The sequence below is a fragment of the Eilatimonas milleporae genome (assembly GCF_003688555.1).
Lineage (GTDB): Bacteria > Pseudomonadota > Alphaproteobacteria > Sphingomonadales > Kordiimonadaceae > Eilatimonas > Eilatimonas milleporae.
Genome location: NZ_REFR01000015.1, coordinates 242,135 through 265,426, shown reverse-complemented (window position 1 = coordinate 265,426; position 23,292 = coordinate 242,135). Strand labels below are relative to the sequence as shown.

General features: G+C 59.4%; 16 protein-coding genes. 8 read left to right on the top strand and 8 right to left on the bottom strand.

The features are described from left to right. Positions 1-126: 126 nt before the first annotated feature. From BXY39_RS17445 to BXY39_RS17435, 3 genes are read left to right on the top strand one after another with little or no spacing between them, the layout of a single operon-like run. A complete protein-coding gene (locus BXY39_RS17445) occupies positions 127-1,359 on the top strand; it encodes an argininosuccinate synthase (RefSeq protein WP_121940164.1) in 1,233 nt (410 codons plus the stop codon). Between the two features lie 27 nt (positions 1,360-1,386). Beyond that, a complete protein-coding gene (locus BXY39_RS17440) occupies positions 1,387-2,328 on the top strand; it encodes an AEC family transporter (protein ID WP_121940163.1) in 942 nt (313 codons plus the stop codon). Next, entirely contained in the window at positions 2,325-2,798 is a 474-nt protein-coding gene (locus BXY39_RS17435) for a YtoQ family protein (protein ID WP_211332318.1), read from the top strand. The genes BXY39_RS17440 and BXY39_RS17435 overlap by 4 nt, the downstream gene beginning before the upstream one ends. 138 nt (positions 2,799-2,936) lie before the next feature. Here BXY39_RS17435 and BXY39_RS17430 read toward each other — a convergent pair whose 3' ends face one another. From BXY39_RS17430 to BXY39_RS17415, 4 genes are all read right to left on the bottom strand, one after another. Further along, complete coding sequence (locus tag BXY39_RS17430) at positions 2,937-3,569, bottom strand: MarC family protein (protein WP_121940162.1); 633 nt, start codon at positions 3,567-3,569, stop codon at positions 2,937-2,939. Between the two features lie 15 nt (positions 3,570-3,584). Beyond that, positions 3,585-4,472, bottom strand: coding sequence for a bifunctional methylenetetrahydrofolate dehydrogenase/methenyltetrahydrofolate cyclohydrolase FolD (gene folD, locus BXY39_RS17425; protein ID WP_121940210.1), 888 nt, complete (start codon positions 4,470-4,472; stop codon positions 3,585-3,587). A 682-nt stretch (positions 4,473-5,154) separates the two neighbouring features. Beyond that, positions 5,155-6,483 carry a type II toxin-antitoxin system HipA family toxin gene (locus BXY39_RS17420; protein ID WP_121940161.1) on the bottom strand — a complete coding sequence of 443 codons (1,329 nt, stop codon included), beginning with the start codon at positions 6,481-6,483 and terminating at the stop codon, positions 5,155-5,157. Next, positions 6,473-6,811 (bottom strand): helix-turn-helix transcriptional regulator, encoded by a 339-nt coding sequence (locus BXY39_RS17415; protein WP_121940160.1) that lies wholly within the window; start codon positions 6,809-6,811, stop codon positions 6,473-6,475. Before BXY39_RS17415 ends, BXY39_RS17420 begins: the two co-directional genes overlap by 11 nt. A 155-nt stretch (positions 6,812-6,966) precedes the next feature. Here BXY39_RS17415 and BXY39_RS19215 point away from each other — a divergent pair, with 155 nt between their 5' ends. Further along, positions 6,967-7,170, top strand: a complete 204-nt coding sequence (locus tag BXY39_RS19215) for a hypothetical protein (protein ID WP_147453625.1) — start codon at positions 6,967-6,969, stop codon at positions 7,168-7,170. A 474-nt stretch (positions 7,171-7,644) separates the two neighbouring features. On the opposite strand, the gene BXY39_RS17405 is transcribed toward BXY39_RS19215, so the two are convergent. After that, the gene (locus BXY39_RS17405; protein ID WP_121940209.1) at positions 7,645-7,947 is read right to left on the bottom strand and encodes a YggT family protein; all 303 of its coding nucleotides are present in this window, start codon (positions 7,945-7,947) and stop codon (positions 7,645-7,647) included. A 330-nt stretch (positions 7,948-8,277) separates the two neighbouring features. Between BXY39_RS17405 and BXY39_RS17400 the strand changes: the two genes are divergently transcribed. From BXY39_RS17400 to BXY39_RS17385, 4 genes are all read left to right on the top strand, one after another. After that, positions 8,278-11,379, top strand: coding sequence for an autotransporter outer membrane beta-barrel domain-containing protein (locus BXY39_RS17400; RefSeq protein ID WP_121940158.1), 3,102 nt, complete (start codon positions 8,278-8,280; stop codon positions 11,377-11,379). 760 nt (positions 11,380-12,139) lie between these two features. Beyond that, the gene (locus tag BXY39_RS17395; protein WP_147453624.1) at positions 12,140-12,556 is read left to right on the top strand and encodes a hypothetical protein; all 417 of its coding nucleotides are present in this window, start codon (positions 12,140-12,142) and stop codon (positions 12,554-12,556) included. Between the two features lie 257 nt (positions 12,557-12,813). After that, entirely contained in the window at positions 12,814-15,489 is a 2,676-nt protein-coding gene (locus BXY39_RS17390; protein ID WP_121940156.1) for a TonB-dependent receptor plug domain-containing protein, read from the top strand. 299 nt (positions 15,490-15,788) lie between these two features. Continuing rightward, positions 15,789-19,139 carry a TonB-dependent receptor domain-containing protein gene (locus tag BXY39_RS17385; protein ID WP_147453623.1) on the top strand — a complete coding sequence of 1,117 codons (3,351 nt, stop codon included), beginning with the start codon at positions 15,789-15,791 and terminating at the stop codon, positions 19,137-19,139. Positions 19,140-19,292: 153 nt separating this feature from the next. On the opposite strand, the gene BXY39_RS17380 is transcribed toward BXY39_RS17385, so the two are convergent. The 3 genes from BXY39_RS17380 to BXY39_RS17370 form a co-directional block, all read right to left on the bottom strand. Continuing rightward, positions 19,293-19,856 carry a GNAT family N-acetyltransferase gene (locus BXY39_RS17380; RefSeq protein ID WP_121940154.1) on the bottom strand — a complete coding sequence of 188 codons (564 nt, stop codon included), beginning with the start codon at positions 19,854-19,856 and terminating at the stop codon, positions 19,293-19,295. A gap of 110 nt (positions 19,857-19,966) precedes the next feature. Next, positions 19,967-22,756: a DNA polymerase I gene (gene polA, locus BXY39_RS17375; protein ID WP_121940153.1), complete on the bottom strand. Its 2,790-nt coding sequence runs from the start codon at positions 22,754-22,756 to the stop codon at positions 19,967-19,969. Positions 22,757-22,850: 94 nt separating this feature from the next. Further along, positions 22,851-23,066 (bottom strand): zinc-finger domain-containing protein, encoded by a 216-nt coding sequence (locus BXY39_RS17370; RefSeq protein WP_121940152.1) that lies wholly within the window; start codon positions 23,064-23,066, stop codon positions 22,851-22,853. Positions 23,067-23,292: the final 226 nt, after the last annotated feature.

Sequence of the window (23,292 nt, the reverse complement as noted above, 5' to 3'; positions counted from 1 at the left end):
CACGACATGGAGCCGCTCCGCCAGGTATGTTGCTGTGCCGCTGCCCTGTCTATTTGCCTTTGACCGGGCAGATGCCCTCTCTATACTCGCGGGCCAAACGATCACGCCAATCCACAGGGTTCTTTAATGTCTTCTTCTCCCATGAAAGTGGTGCTTGCCTATTCCGGCGGGCTCGACACCTCCATCATTCTGAAATGGCTTCAGGTGACCTACGATGCCGAAGTCGTCACCTTTACCGCCGATCTCGGCCAGGGCGAGGAGCTTGAGCCCGCGCGCAAAAAAGCCGAACTTCTGGGCATCAGGGAAATTTTTATCGAGGACCTGCGGGAGGAATTCGTCCGCGATTACGTGTTCCCGATGTTCCGGGCCAACACCGTTTACGAAGGACAGTATCTGCTGGGCACCGCCATTGCGCGCCCGCTGATCGCCAAACGCCAGATCGAAATCGCCGCCGCCGTGGGCGCCGACGCGGTGTGTCACGGCGCCACCGGCAAGGGCAACGATCAGGTCCGGTTCGAACTGGGCTATTATGCGCTGAACCCTGACATCAAGGTGATCGCACCCTGGCGGGAATGGGACCTGACGTCACGCACCCGCCTGATCGAGTTCGCCGAACAGCATCAGATCCCGATCCCCAAGGACAAGCGCGGCGAGGCGCCCTTCAGCGTCGATGCGAACCTGCTGCACACCTCATCCGAGGGCAAGGCCCTCGAAGATCCGTGGGCGGCGGCGGAGGAATTTGTCTACAGCCGTACGGACAATCCGGTCTCCGCCCCGGATGAACCGGAATTCATCGATATCGATTTTGAAAAGGGCGATGCGGTCGCCATCAACGGTACGGCCATGAGCCCGGCAACCCTGCTGACCGCGCTGAACGACCATGGCCGCCGTCACGGCATCGGCCGGCTGGATTTGCTGGAAAACCGCTTTGTCGGCATGAAGTCGCGCGGCATATATGAGACGCCCGGCGGCACGATCCTGCTGGCGGCGCACCGCGGCATCGAAAGCATCACGCTGGACAAGGGCGCCATGCATCTCAAGGACGAGATCATGCCCAAATATGCCGAACTGATTTACAATGGCTTCTGGTTCTCGCCGGAACGCGAGATGTTGCAGGCACTGATCGATACATCGCAGGACTGTGTGTGCGGCACCGTGCGGGTCCGGCTTTACAAGGGGTCCGCCCAGGTCGTCGGCCGGAAAAGCCCGATGAGCCTGTATTCCATGGCCCACGTCACCTTCGAGGAAGACAGCGTATACGACCAGCGCGACGCCGAGGGCTTCATCAAACTGAATGCCCTGCGTCTGCAACTGCTGAAACAGCGCGGCCGGGTCCAGGAACCGCCCAGTTACGAATAGGCATCAACCGGGAACGGTATCGACGGCATGGCCGGGACCATCAGCATCATCGCGCCGGTCTTTCTGGTGATCGCGCTGGGTTTCGGCCTGGGACGGACGGCCCTGTTTCGCCAGGGGGACGCCCAGGTCCTGATCACCTTTGTCTGGTATGTGGGGATCCCGGCACTGATTTTCGGGTTTATCGCGCCGAGACCGCTGCCGGGGGGCACGGAACTGATGCTGGCGGCGGCGTTTTACCTGTCCCTTTACAGTGTCTATTTTCTGGCGATGGCGCTGGCGAAACTGCTGTTCCGTCTCAGTCTGGGAGAGCAGGGTGTTTTCGCGCTGGCCACCTGTTTTGCCAATGGCGCCTTTCTCGGCGTACCGATCATGGAGGCCGCTTATGGCCCAGAAGGCGTGCGCCTGCTGCTGATTTTGCTGTCCTTTCATTCCCTGACACTGCTGCCCATCACCACCGTGGTGGTGGAAAGTGCCGGTGGCGGATCGGGCGCGGTGATCCTGCGCCGTGTGCTCGGTGCCATCGCCCATAATCCCATCATGGTGGCCCTGGCGGCCGCCCTTGTCTGGTCGGCGCTGAGCCTGCCCTATCCGCTTTGGCTGAACCGGCTTGTCAGCCTGCCGGCGGCGGCGGCCGCGCCGGTGGGACTGTTCGCGGCCGGACTGGCCCTGTCGCAGGTGCGGATTTCCGGTGACCTGCCGCAGGCCCTGACCGCTGTATTTTTGAAACTGGTGCTGCTGCCCGCCGCCGTTTACGGGATGGGCACCTATGTCTTTGCCCTGCCGGCCACATGGGTCGGCACGGCGACGGTGCTGGCGTCGCTGCCGACAGGGATGGTGGCCTACAGTTTCGCCAGCCAATACGGCATTGCCCCCCGGCGCGCGGCCTCGACCGTGTTGTTGTCGACCATCTTGTCAGTGATCAGCCTGACCGTCGTTTTGCTGCTTCTGAAATCGGGAGAAACCGGATGACCTACAATGATGACATGCCCTGGACCGTTTATCTGTCAGGGGAAATCCACACCGACTGGCGTGAGGAAATCACCAAAGGCGTGGAGGGCGCCGGCCTCAACGCCGTCCTGACATCGCCCGTGACGGCCCACGCGGACTCGGACGATTGCGGCGCCACCATATTGGGTGAACCGGAAAGCGCTTTTTTCCGCGATCAACTGGGCGCACGGGTCAATGCGATCAGGACCCGCAAACTGATCGAAGACGCCGATGTGGTCGTTGTGCGGTTCGGCGACAAATACCGGCAGTGGAACGCGGCCTTTGATGCGGGCTACGCCAGCGCACTCGGCAAGGCCGTCATCACCCTGCACGACCCGTCCCTGACCCACGCGCTGAAGGAAGTGGACGGCGCCGCCCTCGCCGTTGCCGAAACACCGGCCCAGGTGGTGCGCATCCTGCAATACGCCCTGTCCGGCATCCTACAGCGATAAGACCTGCCATTGGGGGCGGTATCCACCGCGACGGCTGTATACCGCCCGGCCATGGCATATCCGGACCAAGGGAATTAGGTCACGAACGGGAACGCCGGGCGCGACAGGCGGCCGGCCGTATCCCCTGTTTCATTCGGTTCAGACGACATCCGGGCGGAAAACGCCGACCAGACCGTCCAGAACATATTGCGCCGCCAGGGCCGCCAGAATGACGCCGAGAACCCGTGTGAGCACCGTGTTCACCGTCGGGCCCAGCCAGTCCATGACCTTGCCCGCCATCAGAAAGATGATCAGCGTCAGCAGAATGACAATGCCGAGGGCCGCCAGGATCGCGCCCTGCGCCGCCAGGCTGTTTTCATAATCTGTCATCAGCAGGATGACGGTGGCGATGGACCCGGGGCCGGCCAGAAGGGGCAATGCGACGGGAAAAACCGATATATCCTCGAAATATTCGTGAATTTCCTCAGCCGTTTCCTGTTTCCGCTCGCCGCGTTTTTCCATGACCATTTCAAAGGCGATGACAAACAGCAGAATGCCGCCGGAGACGCGCAAGGCATCGATGGAAATACTGAGGGCCGCCAGAAACGGTTTCCCCGCCCAGGCAAAAAACAGCAGGATCAAGAGGGCCACGATGGACCCCTTGATGGCCATGGCGCGTTTGTGCGCCCTGGACGTGCCCTGGGTCAGACCGGCGAAAACCGGCGCGATGCCGATGGGATCGACGATGACGAACAGGGCGACGAAGGCCCCGACAAAGGCGTCGTAAACCACTGGACCGGCCCTCCCTTAAAGTCGCGGGTCCTCAAGACCCGCCTGGCGGCAGGCCGCCACCAGCGTGTTGGCCAAAAGACAGGCGATGGTCATCGGGCCGACACCGCCCGGAACCGGGGTGATGGCGCCGGCATGGGCGGCAGCGGCCTCATAGTCCACATCGCCGACCAGCCGGGTTTTGCCGGGCCCTTTTTCGGGCGCGTCCACCCGGTTCATACCGACGTCGATGACGGTTGCGCCCGGTTTGATCCAGTCGCCCTTGATCAGATGCGCCCGGCCCACGGCGGCAACGACGATATCGGCCCGCGCCACCTCGTCCGCCAGATCTGCTGTACGGCTGTGGGCGATGGTGACGGTGGCGTTTTCACCCAGCAGCAGTTGCGCCATGGGCTTGCCGACGATGTTGGACCGTCCGACGATGATGGCGCGCTTGCCGCTCAGATCGCCAACAGTCTGTTTCAACAGCATCAAACAGCCACGCGGCGTGCAGGGGATCAGCCCGCCGGTACCGGTCGCCAGACGCCCGGCGTTGACCACATGAAAACCGTCCACATCCTTGGCCGGATCGATGGTGTCGATGACCTTGTTCGCATCGATGTGACCCGGCAGGGGCAACTGCACCAGAATACCGTGAACGGTCTCATCCGCGTTCAATTCGGCGATTTTGGCAAGCAGATCGGCCTCGGGCGTGTCGGCCGGCAGGGCGAAATGCAGGCTGTTCATGCCGGCTTCGCCGGTCTGTTTCACCTTGTTGCGGACATAGACCTGACTGGCCGGGTCCTCGCCGACAATGACCACGGCAAGGCCGGGCGTCAGGCCGTGATCGGCTTTCAGCCGCGCCACATGGCCCGCGATGCGCTCTCTTAAAGCCGCGGCGGTTTTCTTGCCGTCGATACGATTGATGCCGGGATGCGTTGCGCTCACGTGTCTGACCCCCAATTCATTCGGGCGTTTCCGGACGGTCGTCTTCTGCCGTTAGGTCTGCCCCGGAAAGCCGTGCCGTCAGCCCTGACGAAGCCTTCGGCCGGTGGCCGAATGTCACCGACAGGCTTTGCCGACGATCTGCCGTCTCGCTATAATCCGCATCGCAAACTGGGGCAAGCCGCAAGATATTACGGCCTATCCAACTCGATTCTGAACAAATTAAAGCATATCCGATGAAGGACCCTGTTTTGCAAAGCGCGGAAAATACATTGTCTATGTCTATGAAATCAAAAATCTGGGTCTTTGGATTTCTGATAGAAAATTCGCAATTAATTCCAAAGCCTTATAAACTCGATCTTCTTTGCATAGACGGAATTAAAAGACGCTGGCATACACATTGAGCAAAGTTATCAGTGGACACAATCAAAATTCAAAAACTAAAATATAGAATCGATAATACTTCTATATACAACAATACTAAAATTAAATATTGTGATCTTTGCATATGTATGAGACGAAATTTATTTGATTTTTTGTAGATATTCTGAAAAATATGTTTCAATTTGATAGCAGGCAGTGAAAATCGGTAACTTTATTGGACTGGCACTCTACGCATTCTGCCTTCGAACCCCAAAAGAGTGGGCAGGTTAGATATTAAGATTTAAGTTTGCACATTTTTTATTATATATTGTCGAGCTTTTTTAATTATAGAATCAAGATGCGTGTTACGCTCGCTTAATCCATAAAGGATTGAGATATTGAGGAATTGACCGCCTGCAAACAATCTCCGATCTACAGGGGTTAATTTGGCTTCATTAATAACACTACTCCAGTTTGTCGCAATCGTTTCCACAAGGTCATTGATAATCCTAACAGCACAGTCTTCATGTAAGAAGAATTGCTTTGCAGAATCTAGTAAAGTCGTTATCCGACTAGATCTATCATTTCCCACCAGCAGCATAGCTTGCGATGTTTCTCCGCCCGTTCGGCCCTGTGGACATATATCGTAGCTAGGAGTCAGTTCGAGCATTTCTCCATCCCAGAATGCGGCATGGTTACGGGCGTGATCGTCCGTATTACCGATTAAAACATTGAAAACCATTCTTCGGTAGAGTTCGATGAGAGTTATTTTAGGATCTGTGAATCTATAGCGAATTTTCTCTGCCAGATCGCCATAACTGGCATAACGGGCTTCCATTTCATCCAGACCAAGAATTGTTAACGCAGAAACCATAGCTCGTCGCAACCAGCCTGTATCCGTGGGCACTCGGTCAAACCGCTCTATAAGCAAAACATCTTTATCTAGTGTTTCGTTCAGGGAGACAGGAGCAACATTCAGACCGGCAAGAGCTGCCAGCCGCATGGCGATGTACTCACCCTTGACGACCGAGTATGCGTCGTTTGATGCAGAGAATTTAGCTATATATTTTCTTCCTCCAGATTCAAGTATTGCTTTCGGTCTAGCGCCCCCTATGGAGGTACCGTGATTAAGTACACGGTCAAGCGCTTCGGATAAAGGCAAACCCTTCTCTACTCGCTCACTAGCTTCAAGCAACTCTGCCAGAGAAGCGTTATCTTCGATACGCGAAACATACTCGGTTGGAGATGCTTGAAAGTCTAGAGCCCCAATTCTGTCTGATCCTGACTCTAATAGAAAACCCAGTTCATCATCTGTTTCTATCGCATCTAATGCTGTACCGGTTTTTCCAGTGCGTCGATTTAAGATGACCCGCCGCCCCCAAGCATCTGGAGATGCATCTCTAATAGAGCTATGCATAGCCCCTTTCACAGGCTTTTTTATTCCAGAATCAAGTGGAAGTTCGGGGAGAAAGATTGGAATTGCGCCGGATCGTTCGAGATAGGATCTACCGTAATTAAAAACCAGCTGACTTCCTGAACGACTCAATCTACCAGCAACCACCGGCTTACTTTGACCCGGCAACCAAATCCAAACATAACATTCGACATAGGGTGTACCGCTAGAAGTCATCTTTTAGGTCATCTTGGCTTTCGCGAATACGGCTGGGCAAGAGTGCAATCTTATTGCGTGTACTTTCACGTGTCGATTCAATCGAACCATCCAAATCGCCAAACAGAGGAATGCCGACAAGCCCTGCAAGTTCAAAAACCAAGCCGATTTCGCTTGTCATACTACCTTTTTCAATACGTTGAATAGTCGCACGACTTACACCAGCACGTTCAGCCAGTTGGGCTTCTGAGAACCCTCGTCTTTTGCGGCCAAGCTGAATGAGCTCGCCAAGCAGTGCGACAGCGCTTTCTGTTATTTTAGTGTATCTCCGCAATCGCTTCTTAGGCATAAAATCTATCCAAATGACTCATATATAGTACATAAAATCATTCTATGACTCATATATCAATCATTTTACATCAATCCAGATTCAATCTTCCAGAATTATGACCAATCAACCATCGGCGAATCTCAAAACCGATATGAGCACAAAGAGCAATTCGAATGGATGACGCCATTCGCTTGACCAACCAATACCATCCTTCCTGTTCGCGTAATTTTATGGATGGCATACGCAAAAACCTGAAAATACCAGAAGCCGAACTTTCAACAGTTAGCAAACATGCACTTGATCCTGGATTATGGCGGGCTTTATACGACCGCGAAAACGAAGATGTTACACTCTATAAGAGGCGCAAAAATCTCTAATGCTGTAGATCAATTTGCACTGCTGGAATTAGAAAACAACACACTGAACAACCAGAACACCATGAACGTTACTTTTGAGGCGAAGCCGCACGTTCGTAATTCGGCTTTGCATAGAGCTAAAGGGTCGGTGCGAATATTGCAGATTGATAGGTTTCCCAATGCGCAACGGTAGCACTTACCTAGAAACCCATCATAGTAACGCGCGATCATTGCCTTGAGAAAATTACTAAAGAGCCGCGAGCACTACATATGTGACTTAGACCCCATTCAGCGCTATACATTTGTTGTCGTAAAAATGGCCTCCTAAGCCATTGATAAAGACTGGTGCACACTTTATCCAACAGCATGCATCACAAGCACACCAAGCTTGTGGCCGGCACCGTACCGGGTCCCAGGACAGCTTTGGGATTAAAAGCAAGCTCTACAGCACCATGCCCCCAGTTACCAATACCGGGACAGACTTTCCAGGCCGGATCAATACCCATAGACGCCGAATATGGGCGCCACCGATGTGCGGATCAGAATCTGGAGGAAGTGAATGGCCAGCAAAAGCAGGATGGGAGAGATATCCATACCGCCCAGTGACGGCACAATCTGGCGGAACGGCCGGAGAAGCGGTTCCGTCACCGCATCGAGAAAGCTCAACACCGACCGGACAAAGGGCTGATAGGCGTTGATGACGTTGAAGGCGACCAGCCAGCTTAAAATGACACCGACGAAAACCGCCAGCTTGACCAGCCCAAGCAATGTGTCGATCAGCCAGAAAAGTGCGAACATGGATCCTGGAGCCTCCTTGAGGGATGCGGTGCCGCAATGATTTGTTGCGGCATGCATGCTGAATTGTCACAAGTTTTGCAACAGATGTAGGATCAAAGGGCGGCAGATGCAAATACCCGGCAAGCTTTGCCGCCCGACTCGGCCCTTTGGGGCAGTGTATCGTCCCATGGGACGGCATTTTTTGCCGGTGGGTTGTTTTTGCCCGGTTAAGGCCGGTGTGATTTTGTACTGTAAATCTACCGGCACCGCCGGTTTTTGAAGACACGCCAGGGACAACGGACGCCAGGGACAACGGACGCTGGGGACAAGAGACACTGGGGAAAACAGGCAATGGCCTTGTTCGGATCGGTCAGTCTAAGCGGATTGTTTTCACCGCTGAACACGAGGAACGGTTCCTCGTCCGGCGGCCTGTTCGGGTCTTCCGGCGGCAACCAGCGGAGCAATCCGATCATCCGGCCCGTTGTCGGGTTTGATCCCAATCTTCTCAGCGCCAGTCTGAACGCCCAGATTGCGCAGCGGTCCCTGACCACCCTGTCGGACGAGGACCGCGCCGCCATCAATCGCCGGGAGGAAGCGGTGATCGTGCCGCCCTGGGTGGCCGAGCAGGACAGCGATCCGCCGCTGAACCAGGAAATCCGCGAAGTGCGCGGCCTGTCCAGTTTCATCGACACCAACACCAGCGAGCTGGAGGCTGTCGCCGGCGATGCGGACCGCGAGGCGACATTCGTTCTGTTCCGGGCGCTCGAGCGGCTGCGGGTTCTGGCCGAATATGCGGGCCAGGACAGCACATCGGACAGTTCGCTGGCCCGCCTGGACGAACAGTTCCAGCAGGGCCTGGCGGAGGTGCGCGACTATATTGCCCGGACCGAGCTGGACAAGTTGGATATCCAGCTTGGAAACCGCACATCGAGAGCCGAGACCAGCACCCGTCTCGGCAAGGATGAAACCGATTTCCGGGGCGCGACGCTCACCGCCAGCGCGGATGACGTGCTGACCGGCCTGACAGGCACGGAAACCTTTGAGATCGCCGTCACCAAAAGCGGCCGGACCGATACCGTCACCATTGATCTCAGCCAGGTGACGGGGCCGCTGACACTGAACAATCTCGTCACCTACATGAACGAACAGCTTGCCGTCCCCCAGGCCGTGGACAAAGACGGACAGCCGATTTTTGACAGCGAGGGGCAACCGGTCTCCCAGATCAACAGCCAGTTCACCGTGTTCACGGACAGAACGCGCAATGAAGTGGGCCTGCTGCTGGACGGTACCCTGACCGAAGATGTCCGCTTTTCCGCGACCGACGGCAGCCCGACCCTGTTTGTCGCCGGCGCGGTCGAGCAGGTGCTGGACGGATTTGCCGTGACCAGCCGGATCAAGGAAATAACCGACCTGAGCGGCAGTCTCAGGGTGTCGGACACCTATTCCTTTTCCGGCATCGACATTCCCGAAACAGAACTGCGGGAGCGCACGGCGAAAAGCGACACGGATGAAGAACCGCTTGATCCGGCCATCGCCGCGCGCCGGGACCAGTTCCTGGCGGATTCCCGCAGGGAAGTCGTCGGCGAGGACCGCGCGGCGAAAGAGGCAGACGCGGTCGATGAAGACGCCTCCTCCATCACCAACATCACCGGCACCAGCCGTGTCAATGCCGACACCAGCGCCGCGCGGATTGCCGTCGACAGCGAGGGCAGTCTGTACGTTGTCGGGTCCTCGGCCGGGTCGTTCGACCGGCAGATCAATGTGGCCGAGGGCGAGGACGTCTTCCTGACCAAGTTCGACAGCGAGGGCAATGTCCTGTTTTCCCGCCTTCTGGGGGTGAGCGGCGATGCCGACGCCTTTGCCATCACGCTGGACAGCAATGACAATGTGATCGTCAGCGGCCAGACCGACAGCCCGGTGCGACAGGGCGATCTTCTGGACACAAAGGATGCCTTTGTCGCCAAATTCACCGCCCGCGGGGATGAGGTGTTCCGCTACCAGCTTGACAATTTCGGCACGTCGTCGGCTTTGTCGGTGACAACGGTGGCCAGCAGCACGCCGGGGGCCGACGATGACATTGTGGTGGGCGGTTTCACCACCAGCAGCATCAATGCGTCGACCACATTCAACGGCGGACGCGACGGGCTGCTGTTGAAACTGGACGGCACCCGCGGAACGGTCAGTCAGTCCGCCCTCCTCGGCACGGCGGGTAATGAGAGCATTGCCGGCGTCGCCGTCGCCGACGACGGCAATATCCTGCTGGCCCTGGAAGAAGACGGCAATGCGGTCCTGCGCAAGGTCAGCGCATCCGATTTTTCAACGGAAATTTTCAGCCTTGATCTGGGCAGCCTTGGCACGGACGGCGCCATTCAGGGCATTGCGGTGGACGGGACATCGGTTTTTGTCTCAGGCATCGTGCAGGGCACCGTGCCGGATGCCGGGGGTACCGCCACCGTCAACGGAACGCCGGCGGGCGGCCTGGACGGCTTTGTTACCGGTATCACCGATTCCGGCACCGGAGCCACGGCCAATTTCACGACGCTGATCGGAACAAGCGGGGCCGACAGGGTCAATGACATTCTGGTCAACGGCACGGACATCTTCGTCGCCGGCACCACCGCCGGGGCGCTCGGCACGGAAACCCAGACGGGCGCCACAGACGGCTTTGTCGCCCGGCTGGACACCACGACCGGGCTGGTGGAGGACATCGAGCAATTCGGCGAACTGCAAACCCGGTCAACCGGCGCCGGCATTGCCTTCGGCAGATCGGAAGGCAGTGTCCTGTCCAAGCTGGGCCTGTCCTCGGGCACTGTGAACGCCTCTGAAACACGGGATGTCATCACCCAGACATCGGCCCGGGAGGGCGATTATTTCACCCTGTCGGTGGAAGGCGGCCGCCGTGTCCGCATCGATATTGATGCCGGCGACACCTTTGACGACCTGATGCGGAAAATCCGCATCGGCGCGGTCGGTCAGGTGTCGGTGTCTGTCAGTTCCACCAGCGAGGGCGACAAACTGAAGATCGAGGCCGTGCGCGGCGGCCCCGCCATTGATCTGCTGCCCGGCAAAGGTGACAGGGATGCGCTGGAGCGTCTGGGCCTGGAACCCGGGCGACTGTTGCCGCAGGACCGGATTTTTACCAGCCTGTCCACGGACGAGAGCGACACTGACGATCTGGGCGGTGCCTTCGGTCTTGGCCTGGACGGCGTCCTGAACATCCGGGACAAGACGACGGCCCGTTTTGTCCAGACCGAACTGGAAGATGCCGTCGCAACGATTCAGCGTGCCTTCCGGTCGCTGGAGCCGAGTCCCCTGACCGATCTGTTCAGTCGTCAGGACGCGGCCTCCGGTCCGGTCTCGGAACGCACACAAAGACAGATTGCCGGTTTCCAGACCGCCCTGAACAGGCTTCAGCAAATCAACACATCGCCCAGCATCAGTCTGTTCGGCTGACGCTGCCGCACCGGCCTTTGCAGCCTGCGCCCCTGTGGGCAAGGACCATACGCAACAGGCGGACATGTCCTGTGGCGCCTTGGAAACTGATGGCTGTTACAGGGGAAGGATATCGCCGGAACCGGGGGATGCGGGAATGGGCACGCGATTGGGGGTCGAGTCTTTTCAGAGATCCCATTCCCGCTTTCCCTGTCCGGGAGACCTGACTATGAGCAAGCGGTGTGCCAAAATTAAATTCTGTGAAGCTTGGAAAAAAACTTCTTTATTTACATATAGTTAAAATTTTAACATGTGTGCGCTCACGTTAAGGATGAGCCGTAGAACCTTGTATTCTGCAAGATTTTAATATTGCAAATTACAATAAATCTTGCAACTTGCCGCAAATAAAACCTGCAAATGACGCGCGCAACCTGAACCTGATCGGAATCGATGAGTCTTAAGGGGGTGCGGCCCAAAGATTTTCTTAATCTCTGCCGGGCAAACTGGCAAAACCCGACCGATAAAGACGTGCGCCGATACGGAATAATCAAGAACACGGTCCCACCGGGTATGGACGGACGGAATAGGGCTCGATGAGCGTGGTACGGACAAAAGACATGGTACAATCGGCTGTGACAGCTAACCGGCATGAAACATGTGGAAAAGAATGATAATACAGCGGTCTATCGATAAGCGTCCGGGCGATAAGCGTCCGGGCTCACTCGGAACCGGCCCTTGCTTCGGACTGTTCTGTGACCGGTTCGTCAGGCTGGTCGCACGCGTGCCGGCGGCCGCCCTGGCCCTGATGGTCATGGCGGTCCTTGCCATACCGGCGGTGTCGCAATCAGCCACCGCCCAATCCGAGGACTCCGAGGGTGACGGCATCCTGCGCAAACTGGATATGCACCCCATAGTCTTCGCCCTCGTCCATCGGGGCCGGATTGATGGACGTGTGACCATCGAACTGACACTGGACGCCCAGTCACAAGACGACATGGCCGATATCCGCCTGCATGAACCGCAAATCCGCTCCGATTTCGTCACCGCCCTGAACGGTCTCGCCCGACAACGATTCCGGGTAACGGATCCGATCGATCCCGATCTGGTGGTGGCGTATCTGACGCCGTATTTAAACCGCAGGCTGGGTCATGACCGCGCCGCGATTTATGTGCAAAGCGCCCTGATCGAGCCTTTGTAATCCGGACCAGCCGGACGCAAGCGCCGGCAGCCGGGATCGCCCGTCATTTCCGCCTTCTACAACCTATGCGCCATGGCGCGGAAGCGTCAAAGCGTGCTGTTTTTGTGACAGGTGGGTGAATTTTCTTTGTTCAATAGGCTTTTGTACTGTGCCTGTGGTGCATCGCATCTTGACGGCATGATCAAAAATCTTAAGGATTGGTTGCGGGAGAGCGTGCCGATGGTGTCGTGCCGTGGGCTCATTTTCGGAGGGATTATATGCGTTTGAACCGTCTTTACGGGGCAACGGCTTTGATGGCCGGATGCCTGACTTTCACCATCAACTCATCAGCGAATGCCCAGGATACCGCGCAAGATGTATACGCGGACGAGGAGCTTGACGAGGTTGTCGTCACGGGCACCTATCTGCGCGGTAAAACCCAGGCCAGCAGTCCGTCGCCCCTGACTGTGATCGGCGCGGACAATCTGAATGAAATCGGCGCGACCAACTTCGCCAATCTGGTGCAGACCCTGACGATCAACAACGGCGCGCAGAACAATCCGGACGCCTTTACCCAGAACAGCACGACGGGGACGTCCAATTTCAACCTGCGCGGCCTTGGCGTGGCCTCGACCCTGGTGCTGCTGAACGGCCGCCGTCAGGTCAATTCCGGCACGGTGACGAATGACGGGGTCACCTTTGTCGACACCAGCTCCCTGATTCCGATGATCGCCACGCAAAGAATTGAAATCGTCAAGGACGGCGCCGCCGCCATTTACGGCACCGACGCGGTGGCCGGCGTGGTGAACTTCATCACCGACGATGATTTCCGCGGTATCGCCACGTCCGTGAATTACCAGTTCCTGACCGACGAGGGCAGCCAGGAGGATTTCCTGGCGCAGGTCAAGTTGGGCTGGGGCAATGACCGGCAAAGCCTGATGGGCGCGTTCAGCTTTTACGACCGCTCACCGCTGACAACGTCCGAACGGCGCCTGAGCCGTCCGGAAGACGACAGTTCCGCGCTTGGCAATCCAGGGTCCTTCATCGGTACGGGGGCGTTCAACCTGCCTGCGGGCGTGCCCTTTATCGACCCCACGGGGTGTGAGGAATTCGGCGGTATCCCGCAGCCTCTCGGCGCACCCGCCGGCGGTCTGACCCCGGGCTTCTGCCGCTTTGATTTCGGCGATTTCTTCAATCTGGTGCCGGAAGAACAACGCATCCAGGGTTATGGTGTCTTCAAGCAGCAGATCGGCGACGCCCATGAATTCCGCATCGAAGGTGCCTTTGCCCTGAACGAAGCGGAACGCGGCAACTCGCCCACTTTCCCCTTCCTGCAGTCCGACCGGGCGGTGGTGCCGACGGACCATCCGAGCAACCCCTTCGGCGAGCCGGTGATCTTTTTCGGCCGGGGAATCGGCAATGGCGGGCAGACCTCGCCCGCGCCCTTTGAATCCGACACCTACAGAATCAGCGCCACGCTCAACGGCGAACTGACCGGCGAGTGGACGTATGACGTCAATTATACGCATGCCTGGAATGACTTCTTCCAATCGACGGAAGACACCATCACGGACAATTTCTCCCTGGCGCTACAGGGCCTGGGCGGCTTTAATTGCGACGTCGCGGCCGGTACGCCGGGTCAAAACGGCTGTCTCTATTATAACCCGTTCGCCACCAGCTTCGGTGCCCTGCCGAACGATCCCGAAGTGATCGATTTCATCATCGGCGAGCAGCTCATCGACGGGCGGTCCGAATTGTCGACTTTCGAGGCGATTGTCTCGGGCCCGCTGTTTGATCTGCCGGCCGGTACGGTCGAACTGGCTGTCGGCTTCCAATACAGGGACGAGACCTTCAGCCGTGATTTTGACGACATCGCCAACGCGGACGGCTTCGCCTTTGTCATCGGATCACCCGATTTTGAGGGGGAACGGACCGCCAATGCATGGTTCATGGAAACCCTGATCCCGCTGCATGAAACGCTGGATCTGTCCTTTGCCGTGCGCCATGAGGACTATGGCGGAAGTATCGGCTCGACGACGGACCCGAAAGTGTCGCTGCTGTTCCGCCCGACGGAAACCCTGACGCTGCGCGGCTCCTACTCCACCAGTTTCCGCGCACCCAGCATCTTCCAGCTGGCCGGTGCCAGCACCAGCCTGAACCAGGTTCTGGATCCTGTGACGGGCAGCCAGTTCTTTGCCGCGGTCCGTACCAATCCGCCCGAGGGCGTCGAACGCGATCTGTTGCCGGAACAGTCGGAAGCCTTCAATGTCGGCTTTACCTGGCAGCCGGTCGACGGTCTCGACATCAATGTCGACTACTGGAACTATGATTTCTCCGACGTGCTGATCCAGGAGAACTTCCAGGCGGTGGTGGACGCCGACCCGACCGGGGACCGCGTGATCCGTAACGCGTCCGGCAATATTCTGCTTGTCCTGACGGACTTCATCAACGCGTCCAGCGTCCAGACGGACGGCTTCGACTTCAATGTGCGCTATGCCATCGATACCGATATCGGCACGTTCCAGCCCTTCTTCGAGGGGACATGGGTCAACAGCTATGACCTCCTGAATGCCCAGGGCGAAGACGTGATAGACGGCAAGGGCAACCGCAACTTCACCAATTTCGGCGCGCCGACGCCGGAATGGCGGTTCAACACCGGCCTGGCCTTTACCGACGGCACCCATGAAGGCCGGTTCTTTGTCCGCCACATTTCCGGCCTTGACGATGACCAGAATGGCGGCATTCCCATCGACAGCATGACCACGGTTGACGCGCAGTACCGTCTGAACGTGGCCAATCTGTTCGATTTTGACAGCGATCTCGGCTTTACCGTCGGCGTCATCAACGCGTTTGACGAGGACCCGCCGCAGGTGTTCACCAATGGCGGTTTCGAAAGCCGGACGCATGACCCGCGCGGCCGTGTTCTCTATCTGCAACTGGACACCAGTTTCTAGAGGGACGGAGCGATCACACACTGTACCCGGTTCAGGGCGGCGGCAACGCCGCCCTTTTCCATTTTGACGTGTTTTCGCGAGGACACGGAATCAGTGCCTTGAAAGGCAATTTTACCTTCCGACAAATGACCTTAATTACAAAACTGTTGTTATCGGGTAACACCTCACAGCGGTTGCACCGCAGCATATGGTAGTGATGCTTGACCTTTCCGGAACGGGAAAGGAAAACTGAAGACACGTCGGGTCTGCCGTGCGGGTTGAAGGCAGGCTCCGAACCGCTGCCTGAGGGAGGAATTAAAGTGATCAGAGCAATTTTGATGGCAAGCACCACGCTTGCCGGGTTTGCGGCTATGGCATCCATGGCCGCACCGGTTTCCGCACAGCAGGACGGTGAACCGGACGCCCTTGAAGAGATCACCGTCACAGGGTCCTATATCCGCCGCCGGTCGCAGACCGACACGGCCAGTCCCATCCAGGTGGTGGGCCGCGATGAGTTGCAGGCGGCGGGCGTGACCACGATTTCCGATTTCACCCAGCAGTTGACCGTCAACAACGGCGCGCAGAACAATCCGGATGCCTTCACGCAAAATCTGACCACGGGGACCAGCAACATCAACCTGCGCGGCCTCGGCGTGGCATCGACCCTTGTCCTGCTGAACGGCAAGCGGACCGTCACGGCGGCGCCGCAGACGGACGGAGGCGTCAGCTTCGTCGATACGGCCTCCCTGGTGCCGCCCATCGCCATAGACCAGGTTGAGGTTCTGAAAGACGGCGCCGGGCCGCTCTATGGTTCGGACGCGGTTGCCGGTGTGGTCAATTTCAAGACCCGCGGCAATTTCGAAGGCTTCGAAATCCAGAGTGAAATCAAGAATATCACGGAAACCAGCCAGCGGGATATCACGGTCGGCGCCATCGCCGGCTGGAAAAACGAAACCTTCCGCTTTATGGGCGCGGTGAATTATTTCGACCGCAGCAACCTGTCCCAGCGCGACCGCGATCTGCGTACGGCGGAAGCGATCGCCAACAATATCTCCATTTCGACTCAGTCCGGCTTTCCCGGTACCTTTATCGTGCCGACCGCACCGCAGGGCAATCTGACGGACACGATTGCCTTCCTGTCGGTCTATGACCAGCTGGCCCCGGTGTTCGCCAACCCGGCCTCGCCGCTGGCCCCCGATGTGCTGCCGACAGGGCTGCCGGCGCCGGGGCTGCCGCCGGAACTGGCGGCGCTGGGTATCACCAGCAATTCCTCGCCCGGTTTCATTCCCTTTCCCGGCGTGGCGGGCAGCCCGGTTCCAGGCAGCGTCTTCACCGGCTACGCGCCGGCGAATGCCGCCGCCGGCGGGGGTGTCATCAACATTCCGGCCGCCGCCGCCGCCCTTCTGGGGTTGAATGACGGCAGTGCGCCCATCGCCCTGGGCGCGGACGGTGTGGCCGATGCCCTGACGCCGCTGGTTTACAATTCCATTTACGGCATCGCCGCGCCGGGCGTGGCCGCCGGCCTTGGCGTGTCGCCGGATGCACTCAGCTTTGCCACGCCGGGCGCGGCGGCAGGGGCCGCGACACCCGCCTTCGCCGATCCGTTCTGCCGCGAGGTCGCCCAGCAGTTCGAGGATGTTGTGCCCCTGATCCAGGATTTCACCAATCCGTTGGACGGGTCCACCGCCCAGCTTGGCGCTTGCGGCTATGACTTCAACAATCAGTTCGATCTGGTGCCGGAGCAGACCCGTCTTCAGGGTTATGCCGAATTTGGCGCCCAGCTCGGCGACAGTGTTGAATTCTATTCCAATTTCTCATTCGCGGAAAATGAGTCGACGCGCGGCAATTCCAACTTCCCGATCACATCGCTGGTGCCCATTGCCGGCAACAACCCCTTCAACACCTTCCGGACCGATGTTTTCTGGGTCGGCCGGTCGGCGGGCAACAATTTCACCACCGATCCCCTCAATCCCAACCCGTCCACCCATGACACCACCACATGGCGCATCGAGGGCGGCTTCAAGGGTGAATTCGGCAATGGCTGGATTTTCGACGTGTCCGGCGTGCGCGGGGAAAGCGATTGGGACCTGACGGCGGGCGACGGCGTGCGCGACCGCTTCTTCCTGGCGCTGCAGGGCTTCGGCGGGCCGGATTGCGATGTTGCCGCCGGCACCCCCGGACAGAATGGCTGCCAGTTCTTCAACCCCTTCGGCAACGGCCTGATCGCCGGCCAGGATGAGCGGGTGCCGGTTCTGGACGCAAATTTCCAGCCGGTCACGGATGAAAACGGCAACACGGTTCTGGTGCCGGTGCGCAATTCCGCCGAACTGATCGACTGGATGCAGGGCCAGGTGACCATCGACGGCAAGTCGGAAGCCACCATTCTGGACGGCGTCGTCTCGGGCGATCTGTTCGAGACCGCCGCCGGACCGATCGGCGCCGCCTTCGGCTTCCAGTACCGGGACCAGTCGCTGGCCTGGGATTATGACGGCAACACCAACAGCAACAATTTCCTGTTCGTGCAGGGGGCCGATGATTTCGACGCCAGCCAGGACGTCTTTGCCTTCTTCGGCGAGGTTCTGGTGCCGATCACCTCAAAACTCGAACTGTCGGCGGCGGTTCGCTATGAAAATTACAGCGGCGGCGTGGGCGACACGATCGATCCGAAATTCGCCGTCCGGTATAACCCCACCGATGAGTGGAGCTTCCGCGCCACTTACAGCTCCAGCTTCCGGGCGCCCAGCATCTTCCAGCAGTTCGGCAATCAGACGACGCTGAACAGCGTGCGCGACCCGCGTGACAATGGCCAGCCCTTCATCGCCATCCGCACGCAAGGGGCCGACAATCTGAGCCCGGAGACCGCCGACACCTACACCGTCGGCTTCACCTGGCAGCCGCAGGCACTCGCCGGCTTCACCTTCGACGTCAATTTCTGGCGCTTCGAGTTCAACGATGTGATCGTCCAGCAGAACGCGCAGGAACTGGTGAACCGCGTCCTGCTCGGCGGCGAGACCGATCTGCTCGCCTTTACCGGGGATCAGGTGCCGGAGGGCCAACCCTTCGTCTTCCTCGACCCGGCGGACGGGTCCATCGACGCGGTGCAGAATTTCTATGAAAATGCCGCCTTCATCAATACGGACGGCCTTGACGTGTCGGCGTCCTATGTCTGGGAGACGGACGGCATCGGCACCTTCAACCTGTCGGCCATGGTCACCTATGTCAGCGAATATGATCTGTCGGGTCCCGGCGGCATCACCATCGAGGCCGCCGGCCGCCGCAACCGCGAAAACTTCGGCGATCCGGTGCCGGAACTGCGCGGTCAGGCCATGCTGGGGTGGAATTACGAACGGCACACGACCAATATCGCCGTGCGTCATATCGGCCAGTTCACCGATGACCAGAACAGCGTGTTCGGCACGCTGCCGGACGGCACGCCCGATTTCAACAATCTGATCGAACGCCGCGAGATCGACGGCATGACGACGGTGGACCTGTTCTATTCCTACGATTTCTCGGACTCGTTCGGCCTGACCAACGCGGCCCTGAATATCGGCGCGCTGAATGTGTTCAACGTGCGGCCCCCGGCCGTGCTGGGGGACGGCGGGTTTGAGACCCGCACGCACGATCCGCGTCAACGCATCGTCTATGCCGGGATCCGCTTCGGTTTCTAAGCGCCGCCCGGTCCCGACCCTCTTGAAAAGGGCGGCTTTTCAGCCGCCCTTTTCCATGGAAGTACGGAATACAGGCCGATCCGCCGGCCAGGTGAGATCATCAGGCCATAAAATCAGATCGGAAAAACAAGTAGGACAGGTCGGATCGCCGAATCAGGCCACCGGATCGCCCAAAGGCGGCAAGGCGGCGTTTTCCGAACGGCACGCGCCGGCATGTTCGTGCCGCAGGATGGACATGAAGCAGGTGTCCCAGCGCTCCTCCCCGCATTTGGCGGAGGAGCGGCGGCAGCCCTCATGGACGAAGCCCAGCTTTTCATAGGCCCGGATGGCCGGACGGTTGTGGGCATAGACATTCAATTCCAGGCGCATGATGTCGGGGATGCCGAACGCCATGTCGATCAGCGGCGCCAGCATGGGACCGGTCAGGCCCTGCCCGCGCGCCGACGGCGCGATCAGAACATAGACCAGCGCCGCATTGCCCTGAACGCGGTCCAGAACAAGCTGGGCATGACCGAAGGGGGTTTCATCCCGTTCCGCCATCCAGGCAAGGCGCGCGGGCATGTCGCCCTCGCCGGCCTCGGCAATACGCTGCCACTGTTGCGGGTTCAGGGGATAGTGAAGAAGGGGTCCGGCCCATTGCAGCACGTCGCGCGCGCTCGACACCCAGTGCGCCAGGGTCGGCAGGTCCTGCATGGTGAAGGGACGATGGATGATCATATGATGTCCGCCTGACCGGGGCTTTGCCCAAAAGGTTTAACAGGATTTACACAGGGCTTTTACAAGGGGTGCCGGAGCCCTCAAGGATGCAGACCCGATCCCGGCAAGCCCTAGTGGGCATCGTCCCAGTTGTCGCCGACGCCCACGTCGATCACCAGCGGCACGCTGAGGGTCACAGCCGGCAGTGCCGCATCGCCCATGACCTTGCGGATCACCGGGATCGCCCTGTCCACATCGCCCTCCGGCGCCTCGAACACCAGTTCATCATGGACCTGCAACAGCATGACGGTGCCGGAAAGGCCGGCATCGGCCAGGGCCGCCGGCATGCGGATCATGGCGCGGCGGATGATATCGGCGGCGGAGCCCTGAATGGGGGCGTTGATCGCCGCGCGTTCGCCGAAATTCCGCATGGCCGGATTTTTGTCCTTCAGCGCGGTGACATGACATTTGCGCCCGAACAGGGTGGTGACATACCCGGTTTCCCGCGCGTCGGCGATGGTGTCGTCCATATAGCGGCGGATGCCGGGGAATTTTTCGAAATAGGCATCGATGAAGGCCTGGGCCTCCCCGCGCGGAATGCCGAGCTGACGGCCGAGGCCAAAGGCGGAAATGCCATAGATGATGCCGAAATTGATCGCCTTGGCCCGGCGGCGCACCATCGGGTCCATACCCTCAAGCGGAATGCCGAACACCTCGGACGCCGTCAGGGCATGAATGTCGATCCCCTTGGCGAACGCATCCTTCAGCGCGTCGATGCCGGCGATATGCGCCAGGAGGCGCAGCTCGATCTGGCTGTAATCGGCGGCGATCAGCCTGTTGCCCGTCTCCGCCACGAAGGCGCGGCGGATTTGCCGGCCCACATCGGTGCGAATCGGGATGTTCTGAAGATTGGGATCGTTGGAGGACAGGCGCCCCGTTGTCGTCGCCGCCATGTGGAAACTGGTGTGCACCCGGCCGGTGCGGTCGTTGACCTCGCGGGCAAGGGCATCGGTATAGGTGCTTTTCAGCTTGGCGAACTGACGGTATTCCAGCACCTTCGCCGGCAGATCGTGCCCTTCGCCGGCCAGGGTTTCAAGCACTTCGGCATTGGTGGTCCAGGCACCGGTTTTTTTGGATTTCTTGCCGCCCTTCAGACCCATTTCATCGAACAGGATTTCGCCCAGCTGTTTCGGCGAATTGATGTTGAAGGCACGGCCGGCAAGGGTATGGATCTCGCCTTCCAGCCCGTCGAGGGCGACGGCGAAATCATTGGACAGCCTGGTCAGAACGGCGGTGTCCACCCTGATGCCGGCGCGTTCCATCGCCGCCAGAACCGGCGCCAGCGGGCGTTCCAGCCGTTCGTAAACGGTGGTGACACCGTTTTCGGCCAGACGTGGTTTGAGGATGTGCCACAGGCGCCCGGTGATGTCGGCATCCTCGGCGGCATAATGCGTCGCCTTGTCGAGCGGCACGCGGTCAAAGGTGACCTGCGCCTTGCCGGTCCCGGCCACCTCCTTGAACGACACCGGCGTGATGTCGAGATGAATGCCCGCCAGTTCATCCATGCCGTGGCCGTGCATGCCGGCCTCCAACGCATAGGACATCAGCATGGTGTCGTCGAAAGGCCGCACCGCGATACCCTCGCGCGCCAGGATCGACAGGTCGTATTTCAGATTCTGGCCGATTTTCAGGACCGCGGGGTCTTCCAGAAGCGGTTTCAGCGCGGCGATGACGGCCCCCTTGTCCAACTGGTCCGGCCGCTGCGCCAAAAGGTCGTCATCCCCGCCGGCCCCGGTATGACCCACCGGCACGTAACAGGCCCGGCCGGGCTCGACCGACAGGGACAGGCCGACCAGATCGGCGGCGGCCGCGTTCAGGGATGTGGTCTCCGTATCGACGGCCACGCGGCCGGCTTTTTCCGCCCGCGCGATCCAGTCGCGCAGCGTGTCCATGTCGGTGACGCAGACATAGTCCGTTGTGTCGGTGTCCACATGGCGGCTGACCGGGTCCGCCATCACCGCATCGCCGCCGAAACTGTGCGCGGCCTTCACCTTGAGCGAACGGAACTGCTGCGCGTCGAAAAACGCGATCAGCGGATCGGCCTCGACCGGTTTCAGGACAAGACCGTCCAGCCCCACATCCAGCGGAACCTCACGGTCCAGGGTGACAAGCCGCCTGGAGATGCGCGCGTCCTCGGCATGGTCGATCAGATTCTGCCGCCGTTTCGGCTGCTTGATCTCGCCGGCGCGGGCCAGCAGCGTTTCCAGATCGCCGTATGCGCGGATCAGCTCCGCCGCCGTCTTGATACCGATGCCGGGCACACCGGGCACATTGTCGACGCTGTCGCCGGCCAGCGACTGAACCTCGATCACCTTGTCGGGGGCGACCCCGAACTTTTCCACCACACCGCCCGCGTCGATGCGCCGGTCCTTCATCCCGTCATAAAGCGTGGTCCGCGCATCGATCAGCTGCATCAGATCCTTGTCGGAGGAGACGATGGTGACGTCCCAGTCACGCGCGCGGGCCTGCCGTGCATAGGTGGCGATCAGATCGTCGGCCTCGAACCCGTCCTTTTCAATGGACGGCAGGCCGAAGGCGGCAACGGCCTCGCGGATCAGCGGAAACTGCGGCACCAGATCTTCCGGCGGCGGCGGCCGGTGCGCCTTGTATTCGGGATAGATGTCGCTGCGGAAGGTTTTGCGCGCCGTATCGAAAATAACGCCCAGATGCGTGGGCATGGCCCCGTCGTTCAAATCCTGAAGCAGTTTCAGGATCATGGTGCAAAAGCCGTAAACCGCGCCCACGGGCGTGCCGTCGGCGCGCGTCAGCGGGCGGGAGCGCGCCAGCGCGTGATAGGCCCGGAAAATATAGCCCGAACCGTCGACAAGATAGAGATGGGGCGGTGTCTGTTCGTCGGGCATCACACTCTCGCCGTGGCTGGAAGGAGGGGCGGGTGACGGGCGGCCGCACCGCCCGCGCCAAAACCGGGCGCCGGACCTGCCCGGCGCTGTAAAATCAGGCGGCGGACAGTTTTTCCGCCTCGGCCCGGACCTCCGGGGTATCGGCCGGCCCGCCTTCAAGAATGAAAAGACGGTCGCAGTAGCCGCATACCACACGGCCGTCCGTGCCCATGTTCAGATAGACACGGGGGTGGCCGAGCGGCCCTTCATCGCCGTCGCAGGCAACCCGCTGGGTGGTGACGAATTTGATTTCGGGGGGCGCGATGGTCATAATAAGTGGTCCTCGCAATTAAGCGGTATCGGTGTGTCCGGCGGACACGGGCCTGTATACAAAGCCTTTGAAACGGGGCCTTCGACGGGCCGTCCGAACGGGTGTCCATGATCTGGTTCCGTGTATAGCGAAGCCGGCGCGGCACCACAAGCCGCACGGACGGCCGCATCGCGCAATGAACGGCCATGTCTTCATATCCCCCGGCATATCCCCCGGCATATCCTCT

Coding starts and splice junctions, on each gene's coding strand:
- BXY39_RS17445 (WP_121940164.1), top strand. CDS start 127: ATGTCTTCTTCTCCCATGAAAGTGGTGCTTGCCTATTCCGGCGGGCTC.
- BXY39_RS17440 (WP_121940163.1), top strand. CDS start 1,387: ATGGCCGGGACCATCAGCATCATCGCGCCGGTCTTTCTGGTGATCGCG.
- BXY39_RS17435 (WP_211332318.1), top strand. CDS start 2,325: ATGACCTACAATGATGACATGCCCTGGACCGTTTATCTGTCAGGGGAA.
- BXY39_RS17420 (WP_121940161.1), bottom strand. CDS start 6,483: ATGACTTCTAGCGGTACACCCTATGTCGAATGTTATGTTTGGATTTGG.
- BXY39_RS17415 (WP_121940160.1), bottom strand. CDS start 6,811: ATGCCTAAGAAGCGATTGCGGAGATACACTAAAATAACAGAAAGCGCT.
- BXY39_RS19215 (WP_147453625.1), top strand. CDS start 6,967: ATGGATGACGCCATTCGCTTGACCAACCAATACCATCCTTCCTGTTCG.
- BXY39_RS17405 (WP_121940209.1), bottom strand. CDS start 7,947: ATGTTCGCACTTTTCTGGCTGATCGACACATTGCTTGGGCTGGTCAAG.
- BXY39_RS17400 (WP_121940158.1), top strand. CDS start 8,278: ATGGCCTTGTTCGGATCGGTCAGTCTAAGCGGATTGTTTTCACCGCTG.
- BXY39_RS17390 (WP_121940156.1), top strand. CDS start 12,814: ATGCGTTTGAACCGTCTTTACGGGGCAACGGCTTTGATGGCCGGATGC.
- BXY39_RS17380 (WP_121940154.1), bottom strand. CDS start 19,856: ATGATCATCCATCGTCCCTTCACCATGCAGGACCTGCCGACCCTGGCG.
- polA (WP_121940153.1), bottom strand. CDS start 22,756: ATGCCCGACGAACAGACACCGCCCCATCTCTATCTTGTCGACGGTTCG.
- BXY39_RS17370 (WP_121940152.1), bottom strand. CDS start 23,066: ATGACCATCGCGCCCCCCGAAATCAAATTCGTCACCACCCAGCGGGTT.